The sequence below is a fragment of the Rhodovulum sp. ES.010 genome, assembly GCF_900142935.1.
Classification (GTDB): Bacteria; Pseudomonadota; Alphaproteobacteria; order Rhodobacterales; family Rhodobacteraceae; genus Rhodovulum.
This window is the reverse complement of sequence record NZ_FSRS01000001.1, coordinates 170208-193634: the sequence shown is the minus strand read 5'-3', so window position 1 is coordinate 193634 and position 23427 is coordinate 170208. Positions and strand designations below refer to the sequence as shown.

Below are 23427 nucleotides of genomic sequence, written 5' to 3'. Positions count from 1 at the left end.
GCGGCGCTACTCCGCGGCGCGCTTGGCCGGGCTCTGCCCGGTCAGGCGCGCGTTGTGCAATGCCGCGACCGCGCAGGAGGCCAGCCGCGCCATGTCGTCGTCGGAGCGCGAATTCAGGATGATCGGAACCTTCGCCCCCATCACTACGCCCGCCCCCTCGGCATGGGAGATATAGGCCAGCTGCTTGGCCAGCATGTTCCCCGCGTCGATATCGGGCACCACCAGCACCTCGGCCCGACCTGCCACCTTGGATTTGATCCCCTTGGTCCGGGCCGCGCCGATATCGACGGCATTGTCCATCGCAAGGGGGCCGTCGACAACACCGCCCGTGATCTGGCCGCGCTCGGCCATCTTGGACAGAAGCGCCGCATCGAGCGACGAGGGAATGTCGGGATTCACCGTCTCGACCGCCGAGAGGACGCCGACCTTGGGTTCCTCGATCCCGATCGAGCGGGCGAGGTCGATGGCGTTCTGGCAGATGTCCATCTTGGTGCGCAGGTCGGGCGCGATGTTGATCGCCGCGTCCGTGACCAGCAGCGGATGCGCCATGCCGGGCACGTCCATCACGAAGACATGGGTGAAGCGGCGCCCGGCGCGCAGGCCGTCTTCCTTGCGGAGCGCGGCACGCAGCAGGTCGTCGGTGTGCAGATGCCCCTTCATCAGCGCCGCGGCGCGGCCCTCGGCGACGAGATCGACCGCGACATGGGCGGCCGTCGCGTGATCCGCCGCTTCGACGATCTCGACCCCGTCGAGCGGCGCGCCGATTTCGGCCGCGGCGGCGCGAATCCTTGCGGGGTCGCCCACGAGGATCGGCGTGATGATCGTGTGCCGGGCGCCCAGCAGCGCGCCGCCCAGCGACATCGGCTCTTCGGGGCACACCACCGCCGTGGGCAGCGGCGGCAGCGGCTCGGCCCGCGCGATCAGCGCGTCGAAATGGCGGTGACGCTCGACCAAAAGGCCGGGGATCTCGAGATCGTCGAAGACCATCTTCCGGGCCGGCGCCTGCACCTGCGCCTCGCCGATCAGGATCACCGCGCCGTCCGATTTGCGGGTCACCGTCGTCTCCATCACGATACCGTCAGGCGGGCGCTTTTCGGTCACCGTCACGCTGGCCACCAGCTCGTCGCCGGCATGGGCGCGGTCCTTGAAGGTCAGGCTCTGCGCGCGATAGAGCGTGCCCGCCCCCGGCAGGATGTTCCCGATCACCGCCGAGATCAGCGCGCCGACCCAGAGCGCCGGCGCCACGGCCTCTTCCGCGCCGTCACCGTCGCCGTCATGGCGGGCGAGATGCATCGGGTTGTGGTTGCCGCTGGCGCTCGCGAAGACGTAGAAATCGTCCTCGGTGCAGATGCGCACGATCTGCGCCGTGTCGCCGACGGCGATCTCGTCGAAGGTGCGGTTCTCCTCGATCCTCATTCGGCGGCCGTCTCCTTCCTGGGGGTCCTGCGGCGGCGCGGCTTAGGCGCCGCCTCGTCGACGCTTTCCTCAGCGCCGGGTTCTTCCACCGCCTCCGCCGTCGCCTCGGGCTCACCGGCATCGTCCCGGGCCAGCGGGTCGTCCACCACGTCCTCGGTCAGCGGCGGCAGCTCCAGCACCTCGCGGAAGCGCTGCAGCATGTCCAGCGTGTGCGGCGCCATCTCGTCGATCGGGCCGGGCACGTATTGCACCACCGCGCAGGCCAGGTCCCGCTCCTGCCGGTCCTTCAGCAGCTGCGGCAGCGTGGCGATCGCCCCCTCGGGATCGTAGGTCGCCATCAGCGTCTGTTCGTGGATGATCCGCGCGCGCGAGTCCATCGGCAGAGAGGCGAAGGGTTCGTCGCAGTTCAGCACGCGCGCCGAACGCTCCAGCCGGTCGCGGCGCACCGACCCGCGGTTTTCGGCCAGCAGCACCAGCATCCGGATCACCGCCTCGACGAAGCCGCCCTGGTCCATGTAGGAGAGCACCGACTGAACCATCGGCAGCGCCCGCAACTCTTCCACCGTCTTGCGCGTGCGCCGCACCGATTCAGGCGCGCCGAAGGCCCGCGCCCAAGGGTTGTTCCACATCGCGAAGAAGGTCATCTCGTAGCACGCATCGCGCATGTCGCGGGCCAGGTCGATCCACTGCTCGGTCAGGTCGGCCGCGAATTTCTCCATGTAGAGAAACGGGTTGTCGGGGGCGGCCTTGTTGCGCTCGGCGCGCACGCGCTCGGCCGCGGCGGTTACCGGCGCGAGCCACGGGTTCAGCGAGGACATCGCCGCGCGCTGGGCGCGCAGCGGATGGAACCGGCGCGTCGCCTCGGCGATCCGGGGGCTGACCGCGGCACGCACGGCCGGCCGGATCATCGTGTCATAGGCCTCGGACTGCATCCGGCTGGCGCGGCTGACGGCGGCGAAGGCATCCTCTTCCTTCCGGTCGCCCGAAAGCTTGCCGAGATCCTCGAACGTGCGCTCCGCGAAAGAGACGAGGAACTGCTTGTCCTGGCCGCGCCCTTCGGTTGCGTCGATCTTCATCTCGTAAAGCCCGGGGGCCAGCGCCTCGATCGTCTTCAGGGTCGAGGAGACCTCGGTGTGCTCCTTCTTGGCGATCTTGGACGAGACGAAGATGCCCAGATGCCCCACCTCCTCGTGCACCATGTAAACGATGCGCTGGCCGCGGATGCGGATTTCGTCCACGTTCGCGTAGGCATCTAGGATCCAGTTCAGCGCCTGCTGTGGTGGGGTGATGTTGTCGCCGTGGCTGGCAAACACGATGATCGGCGCGCGGATCTGCTTGATGTCCACCAGCCGGCCGGGCTCCAGCATCGCGGTGTTCTTGGTCAGCCGGTTGCCGACGAAGAGCTGTTCCACGATCCAGCGAATTTCCGGCTCGTTGAGCGTGAAGTATCCGCCCCACCAGCGTTCGAATTCGAGGAAGCGCTGGATCGCCTTGTCGGAATCGACCGTGGCGAACATCCCGTAATACTTGCGGAACCAGGTGCGGCCGGGGTTCAGCATCTCGAAATTCATCACCAGGTTCGCCCCGTCGAACCGGCCGCCGCCGAGGTCGGACCACAGCATCGGCTGCCAAGTCCCGCCCAGAACCCCGCCATTGTAGCGCATCGGGTGCTTGCCCACCTCGCCCGACCAGGTGGCGACCGGCGCGCCGTTCAGCACGATCGGACCGGTCAGGTCGGGATTGGTGGCAGCCAGCAGCAGCGTCGCCCAGCCGCCCTGGCAATTGCCGGTGATCACGGGCTTGGAGGCGTCCGGGTGACGGCGGGTCACCTCGCGCACGAATTCGGCCTCGGCGCGGGTGACGTCGGCCAGCGTCTGGCCCGGTTCGGGGTCGCGCTTGAAAGCGACGAAGTAGACCGGGTGGCCGTTCTTGAGCGCCACGCCGACCTGACTGTCGGGCTTGAACCCGCCGATCCCGCCACCATGGCCCGCGCGCGGGTCGATGATGATGTAGGGGCGCTTGTCGGCGCGCACCTCGCCCCCCTCCGGCGGCAGGATGCGCAGCAGCTGATAGTTGCACGGGTGGTCGAGGTCCGCGCCATCCACGATCACCTCGTAGTCGTAGATCAGCACCGGCGGGCAACCCGCTTGCTCGTGCGCCCGGAAGATGTCGCCGCGCTCGCGCAGAACGTCCATGGTCAACACCCAGCGTTCGGCCGCGTCGCGAAGATATTCGGCATACTGGGTCGCAAGCCGCGCGGGCCCCATATCGGCCCCCGTCGCGCGCGCCATCTCGACCAGGCGCATCACCTCGTCGACCAGGGTGCGGGCGCGGTCGGTGTGGCTGTCGTAGATGCGGTTGCCGTGGCGCATCGCCACCTCGCGCAGCAGGTCGGCGTTCTCGAAGGCCGCGGCCGCTTGCAGGCCGGCCTGCGCGACCCGGTCCTGGGTCAGCGCGCCCGTACCGCCGAGAAAGGCGCTCAGCACCTCCGCGGCGTCGTCGCTGGTGGTGCGGTGGGCGTGCTGGGTCATGGAATGCTCCTTCAGCCGATGATCGAATAGCCGCCATCGATGGGATGGACGCCGCCGGTGACGTTCGACGCCTCGCGGCTGGCCAGGAAGGCGCAGTAGGCGCCGACATCCGCGATGGTGGCCAGGTGGTGGGTTGGGGCACGCGTGGCGGCCTCGTCCAGCAATTCGTCGAATTCGGCGATGCCCGAGGCGGCGCGGGTGGCCAGCGGTCCGGGGCTCAGCGCGTGGACCGAGATGCCCTTCGCCCCGAGTTCCGCAGCGACGTAGCGCACCGTCGATTCGAGCGCGGCCTTGACCGGCCCCATGACGTTGTAGTGCTCGACCACGCGGGTCGCGCCGGCGAAAGATACGGTCATGCACGTGCCGCCCTCGGGCATCAGCGGTTCGGCGCGGCGAATCATTCGAAGAAAGGAATGCACCGATATGTCCATCGCCAGCCCGAACCCCTCGGCCGAACAGTCCACCACCCGGCCGTGCAGGTCGTCGCGCGGGCAGAAGGCGATGGAGTGCAGAAGCGTGTCGAGCCGGCCCCATCGCGTGTCGATCTCCTCGAACAGCGCGTCCATCTGGGCTTCGTCGCGCACGTCGAGCGGCCGCACGATCTCGGCGCCGAGCTCTTCGGCGAGCGGGCGGACATGGGGCTCTGCCTTCTCGTTCAGATAGGTCACGGCAAGCCTCGCCCCCTGGCCGGCAAGCGCCCGGGCACAGCCCCAGGCGATGGACTTGTCATTGGCGATCCCGACGATCAACGCGGTCTGTCCCTCGAGCGAAAACATGCCCTTCCCCTGGTAAGTTCTTCATCGCAAAGACCCCGCGCGCCACGCACGCCCCGTTTGCACTTGCAGCATAACCGCGCCCGGACATCTTTGCACGCGCAGCGTAAGGCGTGCCGGTGACAGCCATGTAACGGCCGCGCATGCCGTCCGGGCCAGCCTCAGGTCCGGCAGAACTCCAGCGCCCGCAAGGCGTCCATCTCGGGGGTATCGAGCGCGTCCAGACCCTCGGTCACCTCGTGCACGGTCTCTACAAGGCAGCGCAACTCTTCGATTTCGTCGGGCATATACGGCCCCTGCGAGCGGGTATGGCCGGAAATCGTCCGCGATCCAGGCGGGCCGACCGACAGCGTGACGCCGTTGGTCAGCCCGTGCGCACGCGCCAGTGCCACGATGCCCGCCGGGTCTTCGAGTTCGGGATCGTCCCAGAACAGCACGCCGTTATGTGCAAGGCCCCAGCGTACGACCGGGTCGAGCAGCATGAGCCCGCGTTCGCTGTACAAATCGCTCCACTCGCGGGAATAGCTCTGGTACAAGAGAAGCGGGCGCGTGTAACGAATGTGGATCGCCAGCGCAAAGCCCGTATCGCAACGACCGTCCAGCGTGGATAACAATTCCGCGACCTTCGTTGCCCGATCCATCACTTACCCCACCATTCGCGCAAAAGTTGAGTGGCTTTCTGTGCCGCCACCTGTTACTAAGACTGAATACATCGTTCCCGATTGATTTGAAACGACCGTAAGCAGCCGGGTCGCGCCATGAACCTCATGAAGAGATATGCAGATCGACTGAGCGAACTTGCACCCGCCGGTTGTTATGTCGGTCTGCGCGTCGGCTTCTCTTATCCGGCAGAGGAACTCAACCGCCTGCCCGAAAGCTGGGTGGAATACTACACGGTCAACGGTCTGGTGGTCCACGACCCGATCATGAAATGGGTCTACGGGCATACCGGCGTCACGGGTTGGGATCGGCTGGGGCACGACGACCCCCGCAACGTGCTGGCCGATGCGCGGCGTTACGGGATGCGCTACGGCGCGGTGGCCAGCGTCGTCTGCCCCGACGAACAGGGGCGCCGCAGCTACGGCAATTTCGCGCGCGGCGACCGGCCTTTCAAATCCTTCGAGATGCACGAACTCCTCGCCATCCTGACCCAGCTCCACAAGGCGGGCGCCCCGCCGCGCAAGCTGACCCGCGCCGAGACCGAAGCCCTGCGGATGCAGGCCAATGGCATGCGTCTGAAGGAAATCTCCGCCGAACTCGACATTTCGATGAGCGCGGTCAAGGCACGGCTGGCCAATGCCAAGCGCAAACTCGGCGCGCAGACCCCTTCGCAGGCGGCATCGATCGCCCGCAGCCACGGCGTTCTCTGACCGCTGATTCTCTTAGAGAAACTTCAAGAAGCGTACCGCTTTAGGCGTTCGCAAAAGCACCCATTCACCCTAAGGTTGTTTTCGTGCATCTCTCTGCAACAGGCACTTGCTCAAAAGATGTGCCTGCATCGGATCGCTCAACTTAAAGGTTGGGAGTACGCCCCTCCTTCCCGCACATTTGCGCCGGGACAGACCAGGAGGACCCCCCATGCAAACCCTGACCTTCACCTTTTCCGACCTTCACCAACACGGCACCGCCTTCTACGATTTCCTCGCCCTAAGAAAGCGCGTGTTCGTCGATCAACTGGGCTGGGACGTGCCCCATGACGGCACCGTCGAGATGGACCAGTACGACACGCCCCAGGCGCATTACTCGGTGGTGATCCGCGAGGGCCGCATGGTCGGCGGCGCCCGGTGCATGCCGACCACCTCGACCTGGGGACCGCACACCTACATGCTGCGCGATGCCTACCAGGGCAAGCTGCCGCATATTCCCCCGCGGATCATGCCCGAGGACATCGCAAGCCCCGGGGTGTGGGAATGCACGCGACTGGTGATCGACGACAGTCTCGAAACCGCCGCGGACCGCGCCGGGTGCCTCCGCCTGATCGTCGACGGCCTTGTGGGCATCGCCCGATCCCGCGGCGCCACGCAGATGATCTGCCTGTCCTCGCTCGCACTGATGCGGGGGCTTCGGCAGATCGGCTACGACGTGCGCCAGATGGGCGAGAGCTACCGGAACGAGGAGGACGGCCGCCGATACGCCGTGCTGGGCATGCCTGCCCGCTATGCGCGCGAGGCGCAGCCGGTGGCGGAACCGGCCCGGGCGGCCTGAGCCGAGTGCGCAGCAACGGGGCCCCGGGCGGGCTGCCGCACCCGGGGCCGGAGGCCATGAGCCGGCGCCTCTGTGCAGGCGCGCGATCATGCTCTAAGACAAGCCGCAGCCCGCCAAAGCGCGAAGGGAGCCGCCCGATGATCCGACCGATCGACCACGTGACGCCCAATTCCTGGGACTTCCTGCGCGAGCCGATGATCGCGCCCACGGGGTTCCGAGAATACGACGCGCGCTGGCGCTATCCACAGGACATCAACCTGCCCGGCATGACCGCGCTGGGGCTCGGGCTCGGCACGCAGATGCAACGCCGCGGCATCCGCCCGGAGATCGCGGTCGGCAACGATTACCGCGACTATTCGCTGGCGATCAAGCAGGCGCTGATCCTGGGGCTGATCCAGGCGGGTATCACCGTCCGCGACATCGGCACCGCGCTGTCGCCGATGGCCTATTTCAGCCAGTTCCATCTCGACGTGCCGGCCGTGGCCATGGTCACGGCGAGCCACAACCCAAACGGCTGGACCGGGGTCAAGATGGGGTTCGAGCGGCCGCTGACCCATGGCCCCGAGGAAATGGCCGAATTGCGCGACATCGTGCTGAACGGCGAGGGCGAGGCGCATCCGGGCGGGGCCTGGGAGCGCACCGACGGCCTGCGCGCGGCGTATATCCACGACCTCGTCGGGGAATTCCGGATGACCCGCAAGCTCAAGGTGGTCTGCGCCACCGGTAACGGCACGGCCTCGGACTTCGCCCCCGAGATCCTCGACCGCATCGGCGTCGAGGTGGTGCCGCTCCATTGCGAGCTCGATTACACCTTCCCGAACTACAACCCCAACCCCGAAGCCATGGAAATGCTGCATGACATGGCGCGCGCGGTGCGGGAAAGCGGCGCCGACCTCGCCTTGGGCTTCGACGGCGACGGCGACCGCTGCGGCGTGGTGGACGATACCGGCGAAGAAATCTTCGCCGACAAGATGGGCGTGATCCTCGCCCGCGACTACGCGAAACTCTACCCGCAGGCGAAATTCGTCGTCGACGTGAAATCGACCGGGCTCTACCAGAGCGACCCCGAATTGCAGGCCGCCGGCGCGACCACCGAATACTGGAAAACCGGCCACAGCCACATGAAGCGCCGGGTCCACGCCACCGGGGCGCTGGCCGGGTTCGAGAAATCGGGGCATTACTTCCTCGCCGGGCCGGTGGGCCGCGGCTACGATTGCGGGATGCGGGTGGCGGTCGAAATCTGCAAGCTGATGGACCGCAATCCCGACCGCTCGCTGTCCCAGCTTCGCGAGGCCCTGCCCCGCACCTGGTCCAGCCCGACGATGTCGCCGCATTGCTCCGACACACAGAAATACCACGTACTGGAGCGACTGGTCGAGAAGTTGGAGGAATTGCGTGCATCCGGCGGCACGCTGGCAGGCCGGAAGATCGCGGACATCGTCACCGTCAACGGCGCGCGGGTAATGCTCGAAAACGGCGCCTGGGGGCTTGTGCGCGCGTCGTCGAATACGCCGAACCTGGTGGTGGTCTGCGAAAGCCCGGAAAGCGACGCTGAACTGCGCGCCATTTTCGCCGATCTCGACCGGGTAATCCGCACCGAGCCGTCCGTCGGCGACTACGATCAACGTCTATGAACGCCGTTTCACCCACCGAAAAAGTTGAACGTCCGGTGCAGATGCCGAGGCGACCGGCAACCGTTAATGATTTGCGGCAGTCTTTCGCCGACTTTCGGACATGGACCACGCCCGAGCAAGCCAAATCTGGTTTGAATTCCCTTCGCTTCCGTGAAAGACCTGTCTAAAGTGGCATGTATGACCATTTGTCCAACAAGCGTACTTGTGTAATGAGATGAATTCCCTATCGAGCCGAAGCCGCAGGAGCAAAACATGGCGAAAGACCTCGACAAACTGTCTCTGGACGAACTGAAACAACTGCGAAAGGACGTGGAGGCAGCCATTAGCTCGTATCACGAACGCGAGAAGGCCAAGGCCCGCGCGGCGCTCGAGGAAAAGGCCAAGGAGTACGGTTTTTCACTGGATGAAATCGTCGGGAAAAAGTCGCGACGTGCGAAATCCAGCCCAAAGTATCGCAATCCGGACAATGCGGCGGAAACGTGGAGCGGGCGCGGCCGGCGTCCGAACTGGCTTGACGAGGCGCTGAAGAAAGGCGCCAAGCTGGAGGACTTCCGCATCCGCTGACCCGGTAGCCGCCGCCACCATTGTCGCGCGAGGTCTGGCCGACGCGGCGGGGCCTGCCCTATAAGGGGCGCGATCACGACGCCCCGAGGCAGGCCCCATCATGCGCATTTTCATCACCGGCACCGCCGGCTTCATCGGCTACCATCTGGCCGACCTACTTCTCGACGAAGGCCATCAGGTACATGGCTTCGACGGGTTCACCGACTATTATGACATCACCCTCAAGCGGCGCCGCAACGAACGGCTGCTGCAAAAGCAAGGCTTTGCCGCGACCGAGGCGATGCTGGAGGACGACGCGGCGCTTGCGGCGGCCGTCGACGAGTTCGCCCCGGACATGATCGTCCATCTCGCCGCCCAGGCGGGGGTACGTTACTCGCTGGAAAACCCGCGTGCCTATATCGACGCGAACCTCATCGGCACCTTCAACGTGATGGAAGCCGCCCGGCGGCACCGCGTGCGCCACCTGCTGATCGCCTCCACCTCATCGGTCTATGGCGCGAATACCGAGATGCCGTTCGCCGAAACGCAGAAGGCCGACACGCCGCTGACGATCTACGCCGCCACCAAGAAGGCGGCCGAGGCGATGGGCCACGCCTATGCCCACCTGCACGACCTGCCCAGCACGATGTTCCGCTTCTTCACGGTCTACGGCCCCTGGGGCCGGCCCGACATGGCGCCGATCAAGTTCGCGCTGAAGATCGCCAGGGGCGAACCGATCGACGTCTACAATCACGGCGAGATGTGGCGCGACTTCACCTATGTCAGCGACCTCGTGCGCGGAATCCGTCTGCTGATGGACGCGGTGCCCGAGCGACCCGCGGACGGCATCGTCCCCGAGGGCGACAGCCTCAGCCCCGTGGCGCCATTCCGCGTCGTCAATATCGGCAATTCCGAAAGCGTGAAGCTGACCGATTTCATCGACGCGCTGGAGGCCGAGCTCGGCCGCCCCGCGATCCGCAACCTGATGGAGATGCAGCCCGGCGACGTCCCGGCCACCTGGGCCGATGCCGGCCTGCTGATGCGATTGACCGGCTACCGGCCCGAAACCGGCTTCCGCGACGGCGTGGCCCGTTTCGTGGCATGGTTCCGCGACTATTACGGGTTCTGAGGGAATCCCGGACTTGCCCGAACGGGTTGGCCATCGGTAGGCTTCGACCCAGCGGACCGGCCCGATTGCGCGGTGCCGGGCGTTTGGGGAAGGCATGTTCTGGTAGCGATGACCGCCTGCGACCGCATCGGACCGCATTGGCGCCTTCTGGCCGCGCTGTGCGTCGCGCTTTGGCCTGGCATGGCACCTGCGGAGAACGGGGTGGCGCCCGGCGCCTCCCCCGAGCGGCCCAGTGCGGTGGAACTGGCCCGGCGCAACGCCCTCGCCCTCGCCCCCCGTCCGAAGCGGGTCGTCGACCTGCAGGTCTTTCGCGCCGAGCAGACCGCGACCGCGGCCGACGGCACGCGGCTGAAACTCACCGCGCTGAACCCAGCCGCGAATGGCTGGTTCCTTCTGGACGTGTCCTGGCCCGGCGCCGAACCCGAGGCCTATCACCTGGAAAACCCCGCGCCGCGAACGCAGGGCATCGCGCTCACGGACGGGCCGGACCCCGCCATTGCGCTGACCGGGGCGCAGTCGACCCAGCATTGCCGCCCCTGGGCCGGCGCGACGCCGCAGCTCGCGACGGCCCGCGCGACCGGCCTGCCCTTTGCGGAACTCTGCGGCGGGCGGCTGTACCTGCGCAACCGCGTGGCAGGCACGCGCACCAGCCTGGAACGCACCGCCGAATTCCTGCGCGACAACGTGGCCTTCGGTGAAAGTCTGGTCGGGTTCGTCAAGAACACTCTCTACAAGGACCGCTATCTCGCGAGCGGCGAGATCCTCGGCACCGCGGAGGCCGGTCGCGCGGCGGAAGGGCTGGGCCGCGCCCGACTGCGCGACGACCCGGTGATGTATACAACGATGACTTTCGACCTGGTCGGCGCCAACCCCGAGCGAATGGAAATGGGCGCCTGGTATGCCGTCGAGGGCGCGCCGGGCGTCTATGCATCGGCGCTGCACCCCGGGATGATCGACCCGGCGATCCTGCGCGCAAAGGACGGTCCGCGGACTCTCGACGGAATCGAATCACGCGCGGATGTCTACCTGGTCGGCTTCGACCTCTCGCTTTTCGAGATCGGCTACGAGACCGGGACCGAGCATCCGCGGCTCGACTGGTCGCCCCGCCCCCGCGACCGCACGCCCGGCCTGCCCGGCCCCGACGGCATCGGCGCGCCCGCGCCCCTGGCGCCCACCGGGCTGCTGCCGCCCAGCGCCGCACGGCGCGCCGCCGCCACCTTCACCGGCGGCTTCAAGCGCAGCCACGGCGCCTTCAGGTTCGGACCGCGGGCACTCGAGAACCACGGATACCATTACGGCTTCGTCGTCCACGGCACGGTGCTGAGCCGGCTCCAGCCGGACCTCGCCACCTTTTACGTGCTGACCGACGGCACGGTGGGCATGAAGACATGGGCGCGCGAGGACGACCGGCTGCTGCCGCGCATCCGCTTTGCCCGGCAAAACGGCGTGCCTCTGGTCGCCCCCGACTCCGCCACCGGCAAGGGCGTGCCGGGCCCGCTGGTCGCCAACTGGCTGGAAGGCAACTGGTCCGGCTCGGCCGAGGCGGAGCTGCGCACGCTCAGGGCCGGGGCCTGTCTCCGGCCCGGGCCGAACGGGCCGTTCCTCGTCTATGCCTGGTTTTCGACCGCGACGCCCTCGGCCATGGCCCGCGTGTTCCAGGCCTATGGCTGCGACTACGCGATGCTGCTCGACATGAACGCGATCGAGCACACCTATGTGGCGGTCTACACCCCCGATGGGGAAGGCCGCATCGACACACGGCACCTTGTCGCCGGTATGGCCCAGATCGACCCGCCCAGCCGCGACGGCCGCCGGGTGCCTCGCTTCATCGGCGCCGCAGACAACCGGGATTTCTTCTACCTTCTGCGCAAGGAGACCCGCGAATGACGCGCACCCTTGTTGTTCTGGCGGTCCTGCTGGCCGGCGCCGGCCAGCCCGGCGCCGCACAAAGCATGGCCGAGACCAACGCCGCGCTGTTCCGCGAACTCGGCACGGTGCGGGGCGTCACCGGCGCGCGGTTGGACCGCGTCAAGGCAATCTTCGCGCGCTCGGGCTTCATCGGACAGGGTAACCCGGCAATCACCCGTCACGCGATGAGCCGCGCGGCCTGCCACGCACGCGCGGGCGGCGATGCGCTGGCCTATTACGCCAATCCCCGCTTCGAGCGGATCTGCGGGGCGAAGTACATGGCGCCGCTCTACGACCCGGCAACCCAGCGGCCCGAGGACGCGACCGCCTGCATCGACCGGTTCGAGTATCCCAATATCCCCTGCGCTTACCCCGTCGTCTGGGTGAAAGCGAAGGAAGCGGCCGAGATCTGCGCGGCCGAGGGCAAGCGGCTCTGCGACGCCCATGAATGGGAGGGCGCTTGCCAGGGAACGCTCGGCCCGGCCGACTATCGGTTCGACCTCGCCCGCGGGGTCTCGGCCTCGGCGGCGGTGAAACGCATGCGCGCGGCGCATAACGCGCAATATGCAGGGGGCAAGCGCTGGAGCTATGGCCCCGGCTTCCGCGCGGGCGTCTGCGCCCAGGCCAGCGCCAAGAGCGCGAGCTGCGCGGGCGGCGGCTGGCGGAATTGCGGATCGAACACCTATCCCGCCGGCAGCTTTCCCGACTGCGAAAGCCCGCTCGGCGTGCTGGACGTGAACGGCAACGCGGCAGAACACATGAACCTGCCGCTCGCGCCCGACCAGATGGCCAGCCGCGGCAGCCGGACGCTGGGCGTGACCGAGATGAAGGGATCGTGGTTCATCTGGGACAGCTACCGCGCGCATCCCGACTGGTGCCGCTGGCGCGCGCCCTACTGGCACGGCGACCGGGTGATGAGCCAGGCGAGCCACGCCAATTACCACCTGGGATTCCGCTGCTGCAAGAGCCTGCGCTAGCGTCTTGGCGCGACAGGGTTTTCGGGGCGAAATCCCTGGTGGAATGCTTGCAGGGATCCCGGCGCGCGGCCGCTAGCGGTAGAGCGAGGCCAGGAGCCGGACCGGCGCGTCGATCGGCCCCTCGCCGCTGATCAGTTCTCCATAGGCCCGGTCGGCCAGAAGATCCTCCAACGGCACCGCGCGCCCGTTCACGAAGGCCGTCCGGCTCACCAGCCGCACCCCGTGGCTGTAATCGGCATAGGCCGCACCGTGCACCGTCGAGAGCGGCTGGATCGGCTCGCCATTCGGCCGGTGCCACCCGTAGATCGCCACGCGGCCCGGAGCCCGCCGCAGCCGGTTGGTCAGCACCAGGTCCTTCTTCTGCCCCGCCGTCAGCAGCCCGGCGCGCCCGCCGGTCTGGCCCTCGACGGTGCGGTTGTGCTGCCAGAAATAGCGAGTCGAGGTCATCTGGGCGCCCGGCGTCATCGGCCGGGGCGCCAGCCGCCGCGGCGCCTCGGCATAGATCGCGTCGACCATCCGCGTCGTCGGCAGCAGGAAGCCGAACCGGTCGGCGATCCGGGCCGCGGCGGGCAAGCCCATCGGGACGCGCAGGAAATCGCCGTCGGACCCGAGCGCGAGGTAGTCCGGGGTGACGCAGATCGTCACCTCGGCGCGGCGGCCGTTCGGCAACGGCCCGGCGATCGTGACCGGAGTGAGTCGGCGCAGGAAGTCCGGCATGTTGCCGGCGAGCAGTTCGCGCGCGATCAGGCGGTCGCGGTCGCTGCCGCCCAGCCCGGACATGCGGGCCGCGAGCGCGCTGCCTGACGCGGCGCCGGCCGGGCGGCGCGGCATCCCGGCGGCCAGGCGCACAGGGCAGGATTCGACGGGCCCGGTCGCAGCCAGGCTTGCGGGAAAGGTGGCAAGGCGGGTGGCGGGCATGGCGGCGGGCCGCGGATGCGGGCGCAACTTGGCCGGCATCGCGGCCGCGGCCAGCGCGACAGGCGCCCTGTCCGGCCGGGGACGCGGGCGGATCGCGGAGGGCGCCGCAGGCGCGGGTGCATCGGCCACCACCGGGGCGGCCGGCCGGGGCGCGACGGCGCGCACCGGGCGTGCCGCGACCGGCGGCCGGGCGACCGGCGCCTCGGCGGCAGCTGCGTTTCGGGGGGCCGCGTCCGCGGGCGGCTGCGGCGCTGCGGTCGGGGCCTGCATCACTTGCGTGCTGGGCGCCGCGGGGCGTGTCAGAAGATCACGCCCGATAAAGGCGCCGCCCGTCAGCGCCAGCGCAAGCCCGAGCGTGACCACAACCGGGCCGCGCCAGAACGCGGGCTGGCTGTCGGGCGCGAACCGGTCGAAGGCGCGGGCGATTTCGTCGGCGCGTTGCTCGGCGGTGACCGCGCCGGGGCCGTTCTGGCGATCCTCGGTCATTGCTTGGGGACGTATCCGCAAGTTTCCTTACGGACAAGATGACGCAATCACCCTGCCCATGGGTTAACGCCCCATGCGGCATGATTTCGCCGACGCCTGCGCCCGCTACCAGAGCGACGCGGGCGTCGGTTGCTCGACCCCGGTGGGCTGGTTCGGCTCCACTTCGCGATGCACGTTCTGCGCCGGCGCCGCCACCGCATCGCGCCCCTTGATATAGCTCTGCTCGCGGACGATCTCGCGATAGGCCTTGTTCAGCGTCCGGGCGCGCTCTGCCGACGGGAAGAGCAGCACCGAGATGTCGTCCTTGAGCGCCGCGGCGGCCTCGGGACGCACCTCGCCGCGCGCATCGAGAAAGCGCTGGATCACCTCGGAATTGTTGCGGAACTCGTCTCCCGCCCCGTTCTCCTCCAGATAGGTCAGGAGTTCGCGGCGCCCATCGGCCCGGAACGGCTCCGGCGTGCCCGCCAGCGACTTCTGCGTCCAGTGATACCAGCCTCGGGCATGGGCGCTGTCGGCGGGCAACTTGCGCGGAAAGGCGAAGGCGGCGTCATCCGTCACCCCAACCCCGCCATGGCAGCCCATGCAGAACACCGTTTCCTCAAAGCTCTGCGGGCGCAGGTCGCCCTCGGCATCCTCGATGAAGGCCTGATAGCGCCAGCCCATACCGTTATAGATACCCTCTTCGAGCGAGCCCTCGAACATCGCGATCCGGTCGGGGAAATCGGCGCGCTCCTTGGCTTCGAGCAGCCCGCCAACCTCGAGATCCGCATAGCTCTGCCACAGCGTCTTGACGCCGTAGCGCACCTCCTTGATGCGCGGCGCCATAGCGACCTCGCCGGAGGACACGTCGATATAGCGCACCGTGTGCAAAAACTCTGTGCCCAGGGGGAACAGCCCCGCGGCCAACCCCTCGCCCTTCGCCGCACCCACCCAGGACATGATCCGGCCCTCGAGCGGCGCCCAGTCGTAGGCGACCCTCTCGGCGGTGCCGAGCGTGCCGTCCTTGTCGAGATCGACGCCCAGGCGGGTTTCGTCGGCCGGGTCGATCGTCACGTCGGCGCGCAAGATCAGCGCCTCGGTGATGGCTAGGTTGACCTTGTAGATCTCGCGATCATAGGTGCCGTCCTCGGTGGTTCGGAACGGGTCGGCCAGCCGGATCAGAACGTCGTCGGTGGAGCCGTTGGTGGGCCAGAAGCCCCCCGGCAGCGGCACATAGGCAAAGGCGCGCCAGCCGGTCGGCGTGCCGTCGGGGGCATGATCGAACCCCTCGGCATCGAAGTTGAAATGGCAGTCGGGCACATAGCCCGCCCATTCCCCGTCGCCGTCCTCGTCCCATTCGGGCGGCAGGTCGTTCAGCACGCGGGCCAGCGTGATCGTGCCGTCGGGATCGAAATAGTTGCCTTGCGCCACGTAGGCGTCGATCTCGGCGTCCGGCACGGCGGCAATCGCCTCGGTCCGATCGACGAAGAGGTTGCTCCAGGGGTTCGTCAGCGCCGGTTTCGGGAACGCGTATTCCAGTTGCAGACCGGCATCGCCGATGATGTAGTTCGGCGCGCGCGAGCGCACATGGCAGGTCGAGCAGGGGTTATGCGCCTCGCCCTCGGCATCGATCGTCGCGGTGTAGCATTGCGACGGGATGTAGGCGGTCGGATTCGTCAGCGTCTTGTCCTTCAGGTCGAACGCGGCGGCGGGCGCCGCGGCCAGGGTCAGGGCAAGGGCGGTCGTGATGCGGCGCATGGGTGGTCTTCCCCTCGTGTCGGATGGCCAGGGGGGGGGCGCCGGCGGCGCCCCCCCCGATGTGTCTCTTTTGCCGGACCTCACTTGGCCGGGAACGGCCCGACATAGCCGACATAGGCCATCGCGTCGGCCGGGTCGGCCAGCTTGTCCTGATCGGACTCGCCGTAGGGATGCTGGATCACGCTCATCAAATAGCCCCAGCCGTTGATGTTCGGATACCAGTAGGGCGAGGTCGTCTCGGACCCGTAGGGCGTGGTCTGGATGCGCGTCAGCGCCCCCTCGTCCATGTCATAGGCCCAGATCGCGTCGTTCTGGTGGCCCGAGCCGGTATCCTCGCCGATGATCAGCGTATTGTGGCCCGTCATGAAGGTGATGTTGTCGGGGTTGGCGATGCCGTCCACGTCGCAGGTGTTGCCCGCGAATTCGCTGTCCTCGGCATATTCCGTCGGCGTTCCGGCGACGAGGGCCGCCATCGAATGGGCAACGTAGCCCGAGCCGATCTCTGCATTTCCGCCGACCGGCAGGGCGTAGACCGCGCCGCAGGGATTGTCGGCAAGCTGGATGTGGTCGGGGCCGCCGACGTCCTGCTTCGTGCTGGCGCCCATGCCCTTGCCGATTTCCGACATGGCGACGAAGAGGTTGCCGCTCTCGCGGTCGAAGGTGATGCCCTCTTCCTTGCGCAACTCGGTGGTGGCACCCATCATCGCGGCGTAGCGGCGGGTTTCCAGCCGCGAGGCGGCGACGTCCATGCCGTCCTTCACCGCCAGGCACTCATGGCCGTTGGTCGTGTTGATCGAGGTGAAGCCTTCGCCGCAGGTGCCGTTCTCGCCCGCCTCGCCGGTCTCGAAGATGTCCGCAAACGCGGGCTTCTGGTCGATCACATCCTTGATCTGGTCGCTGGTGGCGTGGCCGAGGCTGACCCACTCCATGTCGAACTCACCAGCACCCTCGCCCGAGGTCTGGGTCAGCTTGGTGGCGTAGAGCGTGCCGGCCTGGAGATTGCTGGGCTCGTCGGCGACGAACATGAACAGGCCGACATTGGTGCCGTCATCCGAGATGTAGGCGGTTTTCTCGTCGGGCATCACGTAGGCCAGTTCGATCGCCATGCGGCCCATCGCGTAGTGCTTGGTGACGCTGGCCTCGCCGTCCTCCGACACCGCGACCTCGGTCGGGTAGCCGTAGGCGTAGGGGTTGAACGCCTCGCGGAACTCGTCGAGCGACATCTCCGAGGGCTGCACGCCGAAATAGCGCGCCATCGGGTAGAAGTAGTCGTCGATATCTTCCAGCGCCTCGGCCTCGTGGACCTCGCGCGCGTTCGGTTCGTATTCCTCCGAGCCCAGATGGGTGCCCCACGGGGTCACCGAACCGGCACACGGCACCCAGAGGCCGCCCCAGTCGGAGAAGTCGATGGGCTTTGTCCACACCGGGGACAACTCGCCCGTCTCGGCGTCCTGCTGCAGTTCGGTCAGGTACATGCCGCCGGGACGCGATTCGAAATGGGTAACGTTGAAGATCTTGTCGCCGACGGTCAGAAGCGACGAGAAGTCGGCCGAGACCGAAACGTATTCCGAGCCGTCCTCGGCCCGGATCGGGTCGCCGTTTTCGTCGACCATCAGCGCGAAGTTGGTGTCGCCGATCTTGTCCCCGCCGCGCGCGATCACGCGATAGCCGATCTCGTGGGTCTCGCCGCCGATGGTGACGCTTTCGGAGGCCAGCACGGCACGCTTCAACTCGTCGGTATTCGGGAAGGGTACCGGGGCGAACTCCACGTCGTCGGCAAAGGCGGGCGCCGCGAGGAGCGCGGTGCTCGCCAGAAGCAGTGTCTTGCGGGTCATAGGGGAAACCTCTGGGTTGTTCATTGCCTTGAGATGCAGCGCCATCGCGGCGCCGCGCGCCGCCCCGTTCGGGGCGCACGTTCATGACCGTAACCAATGCGTTCAATGGAATTGTGACAGTTCCATTTCACCCTGATGCACAGAACGTCGCAGTGCGCCGCCGGTCATTCAAAGGGTGGGAAATGCTCGGCGAGGTAATCGACCACAGCCTCCAGATCGGCCGGGCGCCGTTCAAGGTCGGTCATCTGCAAGACGAAGTCGCGCCATTCCTCGCGGGTGAAGCCGTCGCTGTCGCGGATGTTCCTCAGCGAGTGGCAGCGGGTGCATTCCCGGCGGACGGTCGCAAGCCCCTCGCCCTTTGGAAGGGGCGCGGCGGGCGCCGGGCCGGACAGCGCCACCGCCGCCATCAGAGCCACCGCGCGCCCCCGCTTGCCCCAGCCCGTCTGCCCCGCCATACCTCCTCCATGGTCCCCGACGGCAGGAGCCTGCACCTCGAACGTGACAGGCCGGTGTCGGCACCGCTGCGCGAGGCGATCGGTCGCAAGGCGCGCGGGCGGCGCGCCGCGGCCGTGCGATTCCGCTAGTCCTGCGAATTCCGATGGGCTAGGTCGCAGGCGGTATCACGGCCCGGGAGAACGGAGAATGACCTCAGCCTGCGCCGGCCGGGGACGCGGCTGGCTGCATGTCTATATCGAGACGAAGCCCCGCGAACTGGACGCGCGGCTGTTTCTGGCCTGCTGCGCCGCCGAGCGCGGGTTCGAGGTGCTGCTGGGCCGTCAGAACGCGCTGCGCCGGCGCGCCCATCGCCTGCCCCGTGCCATCGTCTTCGAAAAGAGCATCGACCACGTCAAGACGCCCAAACTGGAACGCCTTCACCGCCTGGGTCATGTGCTTGTCGTGAGCGACGAGGAATCGCAGTCGGTCTACACGCGGCCCGGCCGGTTTCTGGCCACCCGTCTCGACGACCGCACCCTCGCGATGACCGAGGCCTACTACGTCTGGGGCGAGCAACAGCGCGAAATCCTTGCCGGGGGGTTCCCGGCAAGCGCCGCCAAGTTCCGCGTTACCGGCTCCCCGCGGATCGATCTCTGGCGCCCGCCGCTCAACGCGATCCACGAGGACGCGGCCGCCGACCTGCGCCGGCGCTTCGGGCGGTTCATCCTCTTGCCCTCGAACTTCGCGATCGCCATCCATGCCCGCGGCCGCGACTTCCCGCTCGACCAGGCCGAGAAGAACGGCAATCTCCGCACCGAGGCGGAACGGGAATGGTTCATGGGCGCCATCGCCCATGGCGAAACCGCGCTGGCCGCGTTCGTGGATGCCATCGACGCGATCCGCGCGCGCTTCCCCGATCACGCGGTGGTGGTGCGCCCGCATCCGAGCGACGACCAGGGCGCCTGGCGCACCGCGCTGGCCGGCCGGCCCGGCTGCCATGTCGTATACGAGGGACCGGTCGGCCCCTGGCTTATGGCTGCCGACGCGATGTTCCACCATGGCTGCACAACGGCGATCGAGTCCTTCTTCATGGGCCGGCCGACGGTCTCCTACCTGCCCGGGCGCGACCCGCGCTACGAGGACCCGGTGCTGAATACGACCGGCCCGGTGGCCGAGGACGTAGCCGCGTTGCTCGACCTGCTGGCACGGGCGCTTGCGGGCGCCCTGCCCCGCGACCCCGTGACCGAGGCACACCTGCACGGCTATTTCGACTGGGACGAGACGCGCGCTTCCGCCGACCGCATCGTCGACGATCTGGAACGGATCGCCGCCGCGCGCGGGCTCTGCGCCGCGCCCGGCCCCGTGCGCCCAGACCACCCGGTGATCGGCCCCCTGCGCCGGCTGCTTGGCCGCGACCGGCTGCGCCCGAGCGATCCGAAATGGCCCGGCGGTCTTACCGATGCCGAGATCGACGACCGCCTTGCCTTGTTCCGCGGCCGCCTCGACCGGTTCCACCGCGTCGCCGCGCGCAGGCTGACCGGCGACGGCGTCTTCCACATCACCGCGCGCGGCTAGCCCGCCCCGGCATCCCGGCCGTTGCACCGGTCGCGCCCGGCACTCTATACCCGTCGCGATGACGACCAAGCCACTCCTTCCCCGGCACGGCTTCCGGGCGGCCGGGGCCGACCACGGCCCGGCCCCAACCGGTGCACGATGAGCCGCGAACTCGCCTTCCTCGTCTCGCCCAGTACCGGCATCGTCGATAACTGGCTGCCGGTGCTGGCGGAGTTGAAGACCCGCGACCCGGCGCACCGTCTGACCGTGATCCTGCCGCAGCCGAAATTCGTCGACGAGATCAGGTCGAGGTCCCTGCTCATCCGTTCGCTCGACCGCCTCACCGACCGCGTGATATGGCGCGCGCCGTCGGGCACCTGGCGCGAGTCGGACAGCCTCATGGCGATAATCGGCGCGGCCGGGGCGCAGAAGCCCCTCACCGGCCGGATCTCGGCCGCACTTGGCAGGGGGCGTGGTCGGTCCGACCGGCCCGTCCCGCTTGCGGAGACACGGCTGATCGGGGCTCGCCCGGTGCTGCTTTACGATGTCTATGAAGAACACAAGCCCTACAACGCCGGGATCGTTCCGGATGAGTTGTTCTCCGCCAGCTACTCGCTTTGCCACGGCATCAACATCGCGGATGGAGGCCGCACCCCGAGCGCACGGCCAGGCTTCCGCGCGACGGAGAGCGCCTTGAAGCCCGACACGTTCTTGTTCAGCGAGCTGGAGCGCCCCTATTACCGCGAAACCTACGGACTGCCCGAAGACAGGCTCCACGCGGTGGGGATCCCCCGCCACGAGCCGGACTGGGTCGCTCGCGTCCGGCGCGAGGACGCCGCAGCGCTCGATCCGCTGCCAGAACGGTTCATCGGGCTGATCTCGCGGTCGCACAACCCCTCCTATCTGCCCAAGGGGCGCAAGCTCGCGGCCCTCAAGGCACTGAAGCGGGTGGCCGACGAGGTAGACCTCCCGATCGTCGTCAAGCGGCATCCCAAGCAGCGGGGCCGCCGGCTTGTGCCTCTTGCGCAGACCGACCTCTACGAAACCGCGTTCGGCGCCGCCGGGCTGGGACGCACCTGGTTCGAGACCAACGCGCACTGGTTCGCGCTCGCCCCGCGCTGCGCCTTCGCGCTGTCCTTCTTTTCCGGGGTGGTCACCGACATGGCCGCGCTGGGCGTGCCGGCGGTCGAGTGGCTCGACCTCGCGGGGCTGCCGGAGTGCGATACCGCCGATGCGTTGCGCGCCTCGGACGGAACGCCAGCCTTCCCCTACCGGTATCTCGGCCTCGTCGCGGCAGCCACGACCGAGGCGGACTTGCGCCGGTTTGCCCAAGCTGCCATTGAACGGCGCGAAGAAACGGCGGCGCCGATGACCGCACGCTACCGCGAGATATTCGGGGACCCGCGCGGCGCGGTGGCGCGCGTGGCGGATCGGATTGCCCCGCCAGCGGCGCCTAGCGCGCCCGGATGAACGGAGACGACAGAACATGAGCCAGGTGTTCATTTCCACGGTGCCCTTCGGCGAGCGCAACCGGCTGCCCTTCGAACTTCTGGGCGGGGCCGGGCTCGACTACGTGATCAACCCCATCGGCCGGCGGCTGCGCGAGGAGGAGATCGCCGAGCAGGTGGGCGACGCGGTGGCCATCGTCGCCGGGACCGAGCCGATCACCGGGCGGGTGATCGCGGCCTGTCCGAACCTCAAGCTGATCTCGCGCGTGGGCATCGGGCTGGACAGCGTGGACCTGAACGCCGCCCGCGAACGCGGCATCGCGGTGGCCTACACGCCCGACGCACCGGCGCCCGCGGTGGCGGAACTGACCATCGGGCTGCTGCTCTCGCTCATCCGGCATGTCCATGTCTCGAACCTCAAGATGCACCAGGGCGAGTGGCATCGGTTCTTCGGCCGCCGCATCCCCGACCTGACCATCGGCGTGATCGGCGCGGGGCGCATCGGCGGGCGCGTGCTGCGCCGGCTGGCCGCCTTCGGCACGCCCCGGGTGCTGGTCAACGACATCCAGCCCAACCCCAACGTGGCCGACGCGCTCAAGATCGAGTGGTCCGACAAGGAGACGATCTATCGCGAGGCCGACGTGATCACCCTGCATCTGCCGATGACCCGGGTGACGCGCAACATGATCCGCGAGGAACACCTGCGGATGATGAAGCCCGACGCGATGATCATCAACACCAGCCGCGGCGGCATCGTGAACGAGGCCGACCTCGCCCGCGTGCTGGGCGAGGGGCATCTGGGCGGCGCGGCGATCGACGTGTTCGAGAACGAGCCCTATGCCGGCCCGCTGAGCGGAATCGAGCAATGCCTCCTGACCTCGCATATGGGCTCGATGTCGGTCGATTGCCGCACCCGGATGGAGATCGAGGCGACCGAAGAGGTGGTCCGCTTCTTCGGGGGCAAGGATCTGCGCAGCCCGGTGCCCGAAACCGAATACGTGCTGCAGAAGGACGAGACGTGATGGGCCGGGCGGCGGTCCTCGGCGGCGCGGGGTTCCTTGGCAGCCATGTCGCGGACGCGTTGCAGGCGGCGGGCCACGGCGTGCGGGTCTTCGACCGGGCACCGTCGAAATGGCTGGCCGAGGGGCAGGAGATGATCGTCGGCGACATCACCGACCCCGCGGCGCTGGCCGAGGCGATCGACGGCTGTGACTATGTCTACAATTTTGCCGCCGTGGCCGATCTGGACAAGGCGCTGGACCGGCCGCTCGACACGATCCGCGTTAACATCCTGGGCAACGCCCTGGCGATGGAGGCCGCGCGGGCGGCGGGGGCCAAGCGCTTCGTGTTCGCCAGCAGCATCTACGTCTACAGCCAGACCGGCGGGTTCTACCGCTGCTCCAAGCAGTCGGCCGAAACCTATGTCGAGGAATACCAGCGCGCCTACGGGCTCGATTACACGATCCTGCGCTACGGCTCGCTCTACGGCCCCCGCTCGGACGACAGCAACGGGCTCTTCCGGATCGTGCGCAACGCGCTGCGCGACGGCATGGTCACCTATACCGGCAGCCCGGACGCCCTGCGCGAATACATCCATGTCGAGGATGCGGCCAAAGCCAGTGTCGCCGCGCTGGGCGAGGAGTTCCGCAACGACAGCCTGGTGCTGACCGGTCAGCAACTCTTGCCGATCCGCGAGGTGCTGCACATGATCTCCGAAATCCTCGGCTACGAAACCGAGGTGCTCTTCGAGGAGCGTACGGGCACCGGCCATTACGTGCGCACGCCCTATGCCTACATGCCGAAACCGGGGCGCAAATACGTCTCGCCGCTGCATGTCGACCTGGGCCAGGGGCTGTTGCAGCTGATCGACGAAGTCCGCAACGGGACGGAGGACTGAG

Annotated in this window: 19 protein-coding genes; 11 read left to right on the top strand and 8 right to left on the bottom strand. The window is 67.9% G+C overall.

The features are described from left to right. Positions 1–6 precede the first annotated feature (6 nt). The 4 genes from BUR28_RS00990 to BUR28_RS00975 form a co-directional block, all read right to left on the bottom strand. Positions 7–1416 (bottom strand): bifunctional enoyl-CoA hydratase/phosphate acetyltransferase, encoded by a 1410-nt coding sequence (locus BUR28_RS00990; RefSeq protein ID WP_074218410.1) that lies wholly within the window; start codon positions 1414–1416, stop codon positions 7–9. After that, a complete protein-coding gene (locus BUR28_RS00985; RefSeq protein WP_074218409.1) occupies positions 1413–3947 on the bottom strand; it encodes a DUF3141 domain-containing protein in 2535 nt (844 codons plus the stop codon). The genes BUR28_RS00990 and BUR28_RS00985 overlap by 4 nt, the downstream gene beginning before the upstream one ends. An 11-nt stretch (positions 3948–3958) precedes the next feature. Next, positions 3959–4723 carry an enoyl-ACP reductase FabI gene (fabI, locus tag BUR28_RS00980; RefSeq protein ID WP_074218408.1) on the bottom strand — a complete coding sequence of 255 codons (765 nt, stop codon included), beginning with the start codon at positions 4721–4723 and terminating at the stop codon, positions 3959–3961. Between the two features lie 158 nt (positions 4724–4881). Continuing rightward, positions 4882–5361 carry an autoinducer binding domain-containing protein gene (locus tag BUR28_RS00975; RefSeq protein WP_074218407.1) on the bottom strand — a complete coding sequence of 160 codons (480 nt, stop codon included), beginning with the start codon at positions 5359–5361 and terminating at the stop codon, positions 4882–4884. A 117-nt stretch (positions 5362–5478) separates the two neighbouring features. On the opposite strand from BUR28_RS00975, the gene BUR28_RS00970 reads away from it, so the two are divergent. From BUR28_RS00970 to BUR28_RS00940, 7 genes are all read left to right on the top strand, one after another. Continuing rightward, positions 5479–6090: a helix-turn-helix transcriptional regulator gene (locus tag BUR28_RS00970; protein ID WP_074218406.1), complete on the top strand. Its 612-nt coding sequence runs from the start codon at positions 5479–5481 to the stop codon at positions 6088–6090. Between the two features lie 208 nt (positions 6091–6298). Next, on the top strand, positions 6299–6925 hold the full coding sequence (locus BUR28_RS00965; RefSeq protein ID WP_074218405.1) for an acyl-homoserine-lactone synthase: 627 nt from the start codon (positions 6299–6301) through the stop codon (positions 6923–6925). 137 nt (positions 6926–7062) lie between these two features. After that, entirely contained in the window at positions 7063–8559 is a 1497-nt protein-coding gene (locus tag BUR28_RS00960; RefSeq protein ID WP_074218404.1) for a phosphomannomutase/phosphoglucomutase, read from the top strand. 252 nt (positions 8560–8811) lie between these two features. After that, complete coding sequence (locus BUR28_RS00955) at positions 8812–9123, top strand: H-NS histone family protein (RefSeq protein ID WP_074218403.1); 312 nt, start codon at positions 8812–8814, stop codon at positions 9121–9123. Between the two features lie 97 nt (positions 9124–9220). Then, the gene (locus BUR28_RS00950) at positions 9221–10231 is read left to right on the top strand and encodes an NAD-dependent epimerase/dehydratase family protein (protein ID WP_074218402.1); all 1011 of its coding nucleotides are present in this window, start codon (positions 9221–9223) and stop codon (positions 10229–10231) included. A gap of 108 nt (positions 10232–10339) precedes the next feature. Then, on the top strand, positions 10340–12118 hold the full coding sequence (locus BUR28_RS00945) for a hypothetical protein (protein WP_074218401.1): 1779 nt from the start codon (positions 10340–10342) through the stop codon (positions 12116–12118). After that, positions 12115–13116 (top strand): SUMF1/EgtB/PvdO family nonheme iron enzyme, encoded by a 1002-nt coding sequence (locus BUR28_RS00940; protein WP_074218400.1) that lies wholly within the window; start codon positions 12115–12117, stop codon positions 13114–13116. Before BUR28_RS00945 ends, BUR28_RS00940 begins: the two co-directional genes overlap by 4 nt. Positions 13117–13188: 72 nt before the next feature. Here BUR28_RS00940 and BUR28_RS00935 read toward each other — a convergent pair whose 3' ends face one another. The 4 genes from BUR28_RS00935 to BUR28_RS19770 form a co-directional block, all read right to left on the bottom strand. After that, entirely contained in the window at positions 13189–14520 is a 1332-nt protein-coding gene (locus tag BUR28_RS00935) for a hypothetical protein (RefSeq protein ID WP_074218399.1), read from the bottom strand. A 105-nt stretch (positions 14521–14625) separates the two neighbouring features. Then, positions 14626–16257: a hypothetical protein gene (locus BUR28_RS00930; RefSeq protein ID WP_217693499.1), complete on the bottom strand. Its 1632-nt coding sequence runs from the start codon at positions 16255–16257 to the stop codon at positions 14626–14628. A gap of 80 nt (positions 16258–16337) precedes the next feature. Beyond that, positions 16338–18092, bottom strand: coding sequence for a PhoX family protein (locus tag BUR28_RS00925; RefSeq protein WP_074218398.1), 1755 nt, complete (start codon positions 18090–18092; stop codon positions 16338–16340). Between the two features lie 164 nt (positions 18093–18256). After that, positions 18257–18547 (bottom strand): hypothetical protein, encoded by a 291-nt coding sequence (locus tag BUR28_RS19770; protein WP_074218397.1) that lies wholly within the window; start codon positions 18545–18547, stop codon positions 18257–18259. A gap of 187 nt (positions 18548–18734) precedes the next feature. Between BUR28_RS19770 and BUR28_RS00915 the strand changes: the two genes are divergently transcribed. From BUR28_RS00915 to BUR28_RS00900, 4 genes are all read left to right on the top strand, one after another. Continuing rightward, a complete protein-coding gene (locus BUR28_RS00915; RefSeq protein ID WP_074218396.1) occupies positions 18735–20102 on the top strand; it encodes a surface carbohydrate biosynthesis protein in 1368 nt (455 codons plus the stop codon). Between the two features lie 138 nt (positions 20103–20240). Further along, on the top strand, positions 20241–21551 hold the full coding sequence (locus tag BUR28_RS00910; RefSeq protein WP_074218395.1) for a hypothetical protein: 1311 nt from the start codon (positions 20241–20243) through the stop codon (positions 21549–21551). Positions 21552–21567: 16 nt separating this feature from the next. Continuing rightward, the gene (locus tag BUR28_RS00905; RefSeq protein WP_074218394.1) at positions 21568–22551 is read left to right on the top strand and encodes a phosphoglycerate dehydrogenase; all 984 of its coding nucleotides are present in this window, start codon (positions 21568–21570) and stop codon (positions 22549–22551) included. Further along, a complete protein-coding gene (locus BUR28_RS00900) occupies positions 22551–23426 on the top strand; it encodes an NAD-dependent epimerase/dehydratase family protein (RefSeq protein WP_074218393.1) in 876 nt (291 codons plus the stop codon). The genes BUR28_RS00905 and BUR28_RS00900 overlap by 1 nt, the downstream gene beginning before the upstream one ends. Position 23427: the final 1 nt, after the last annotated feature.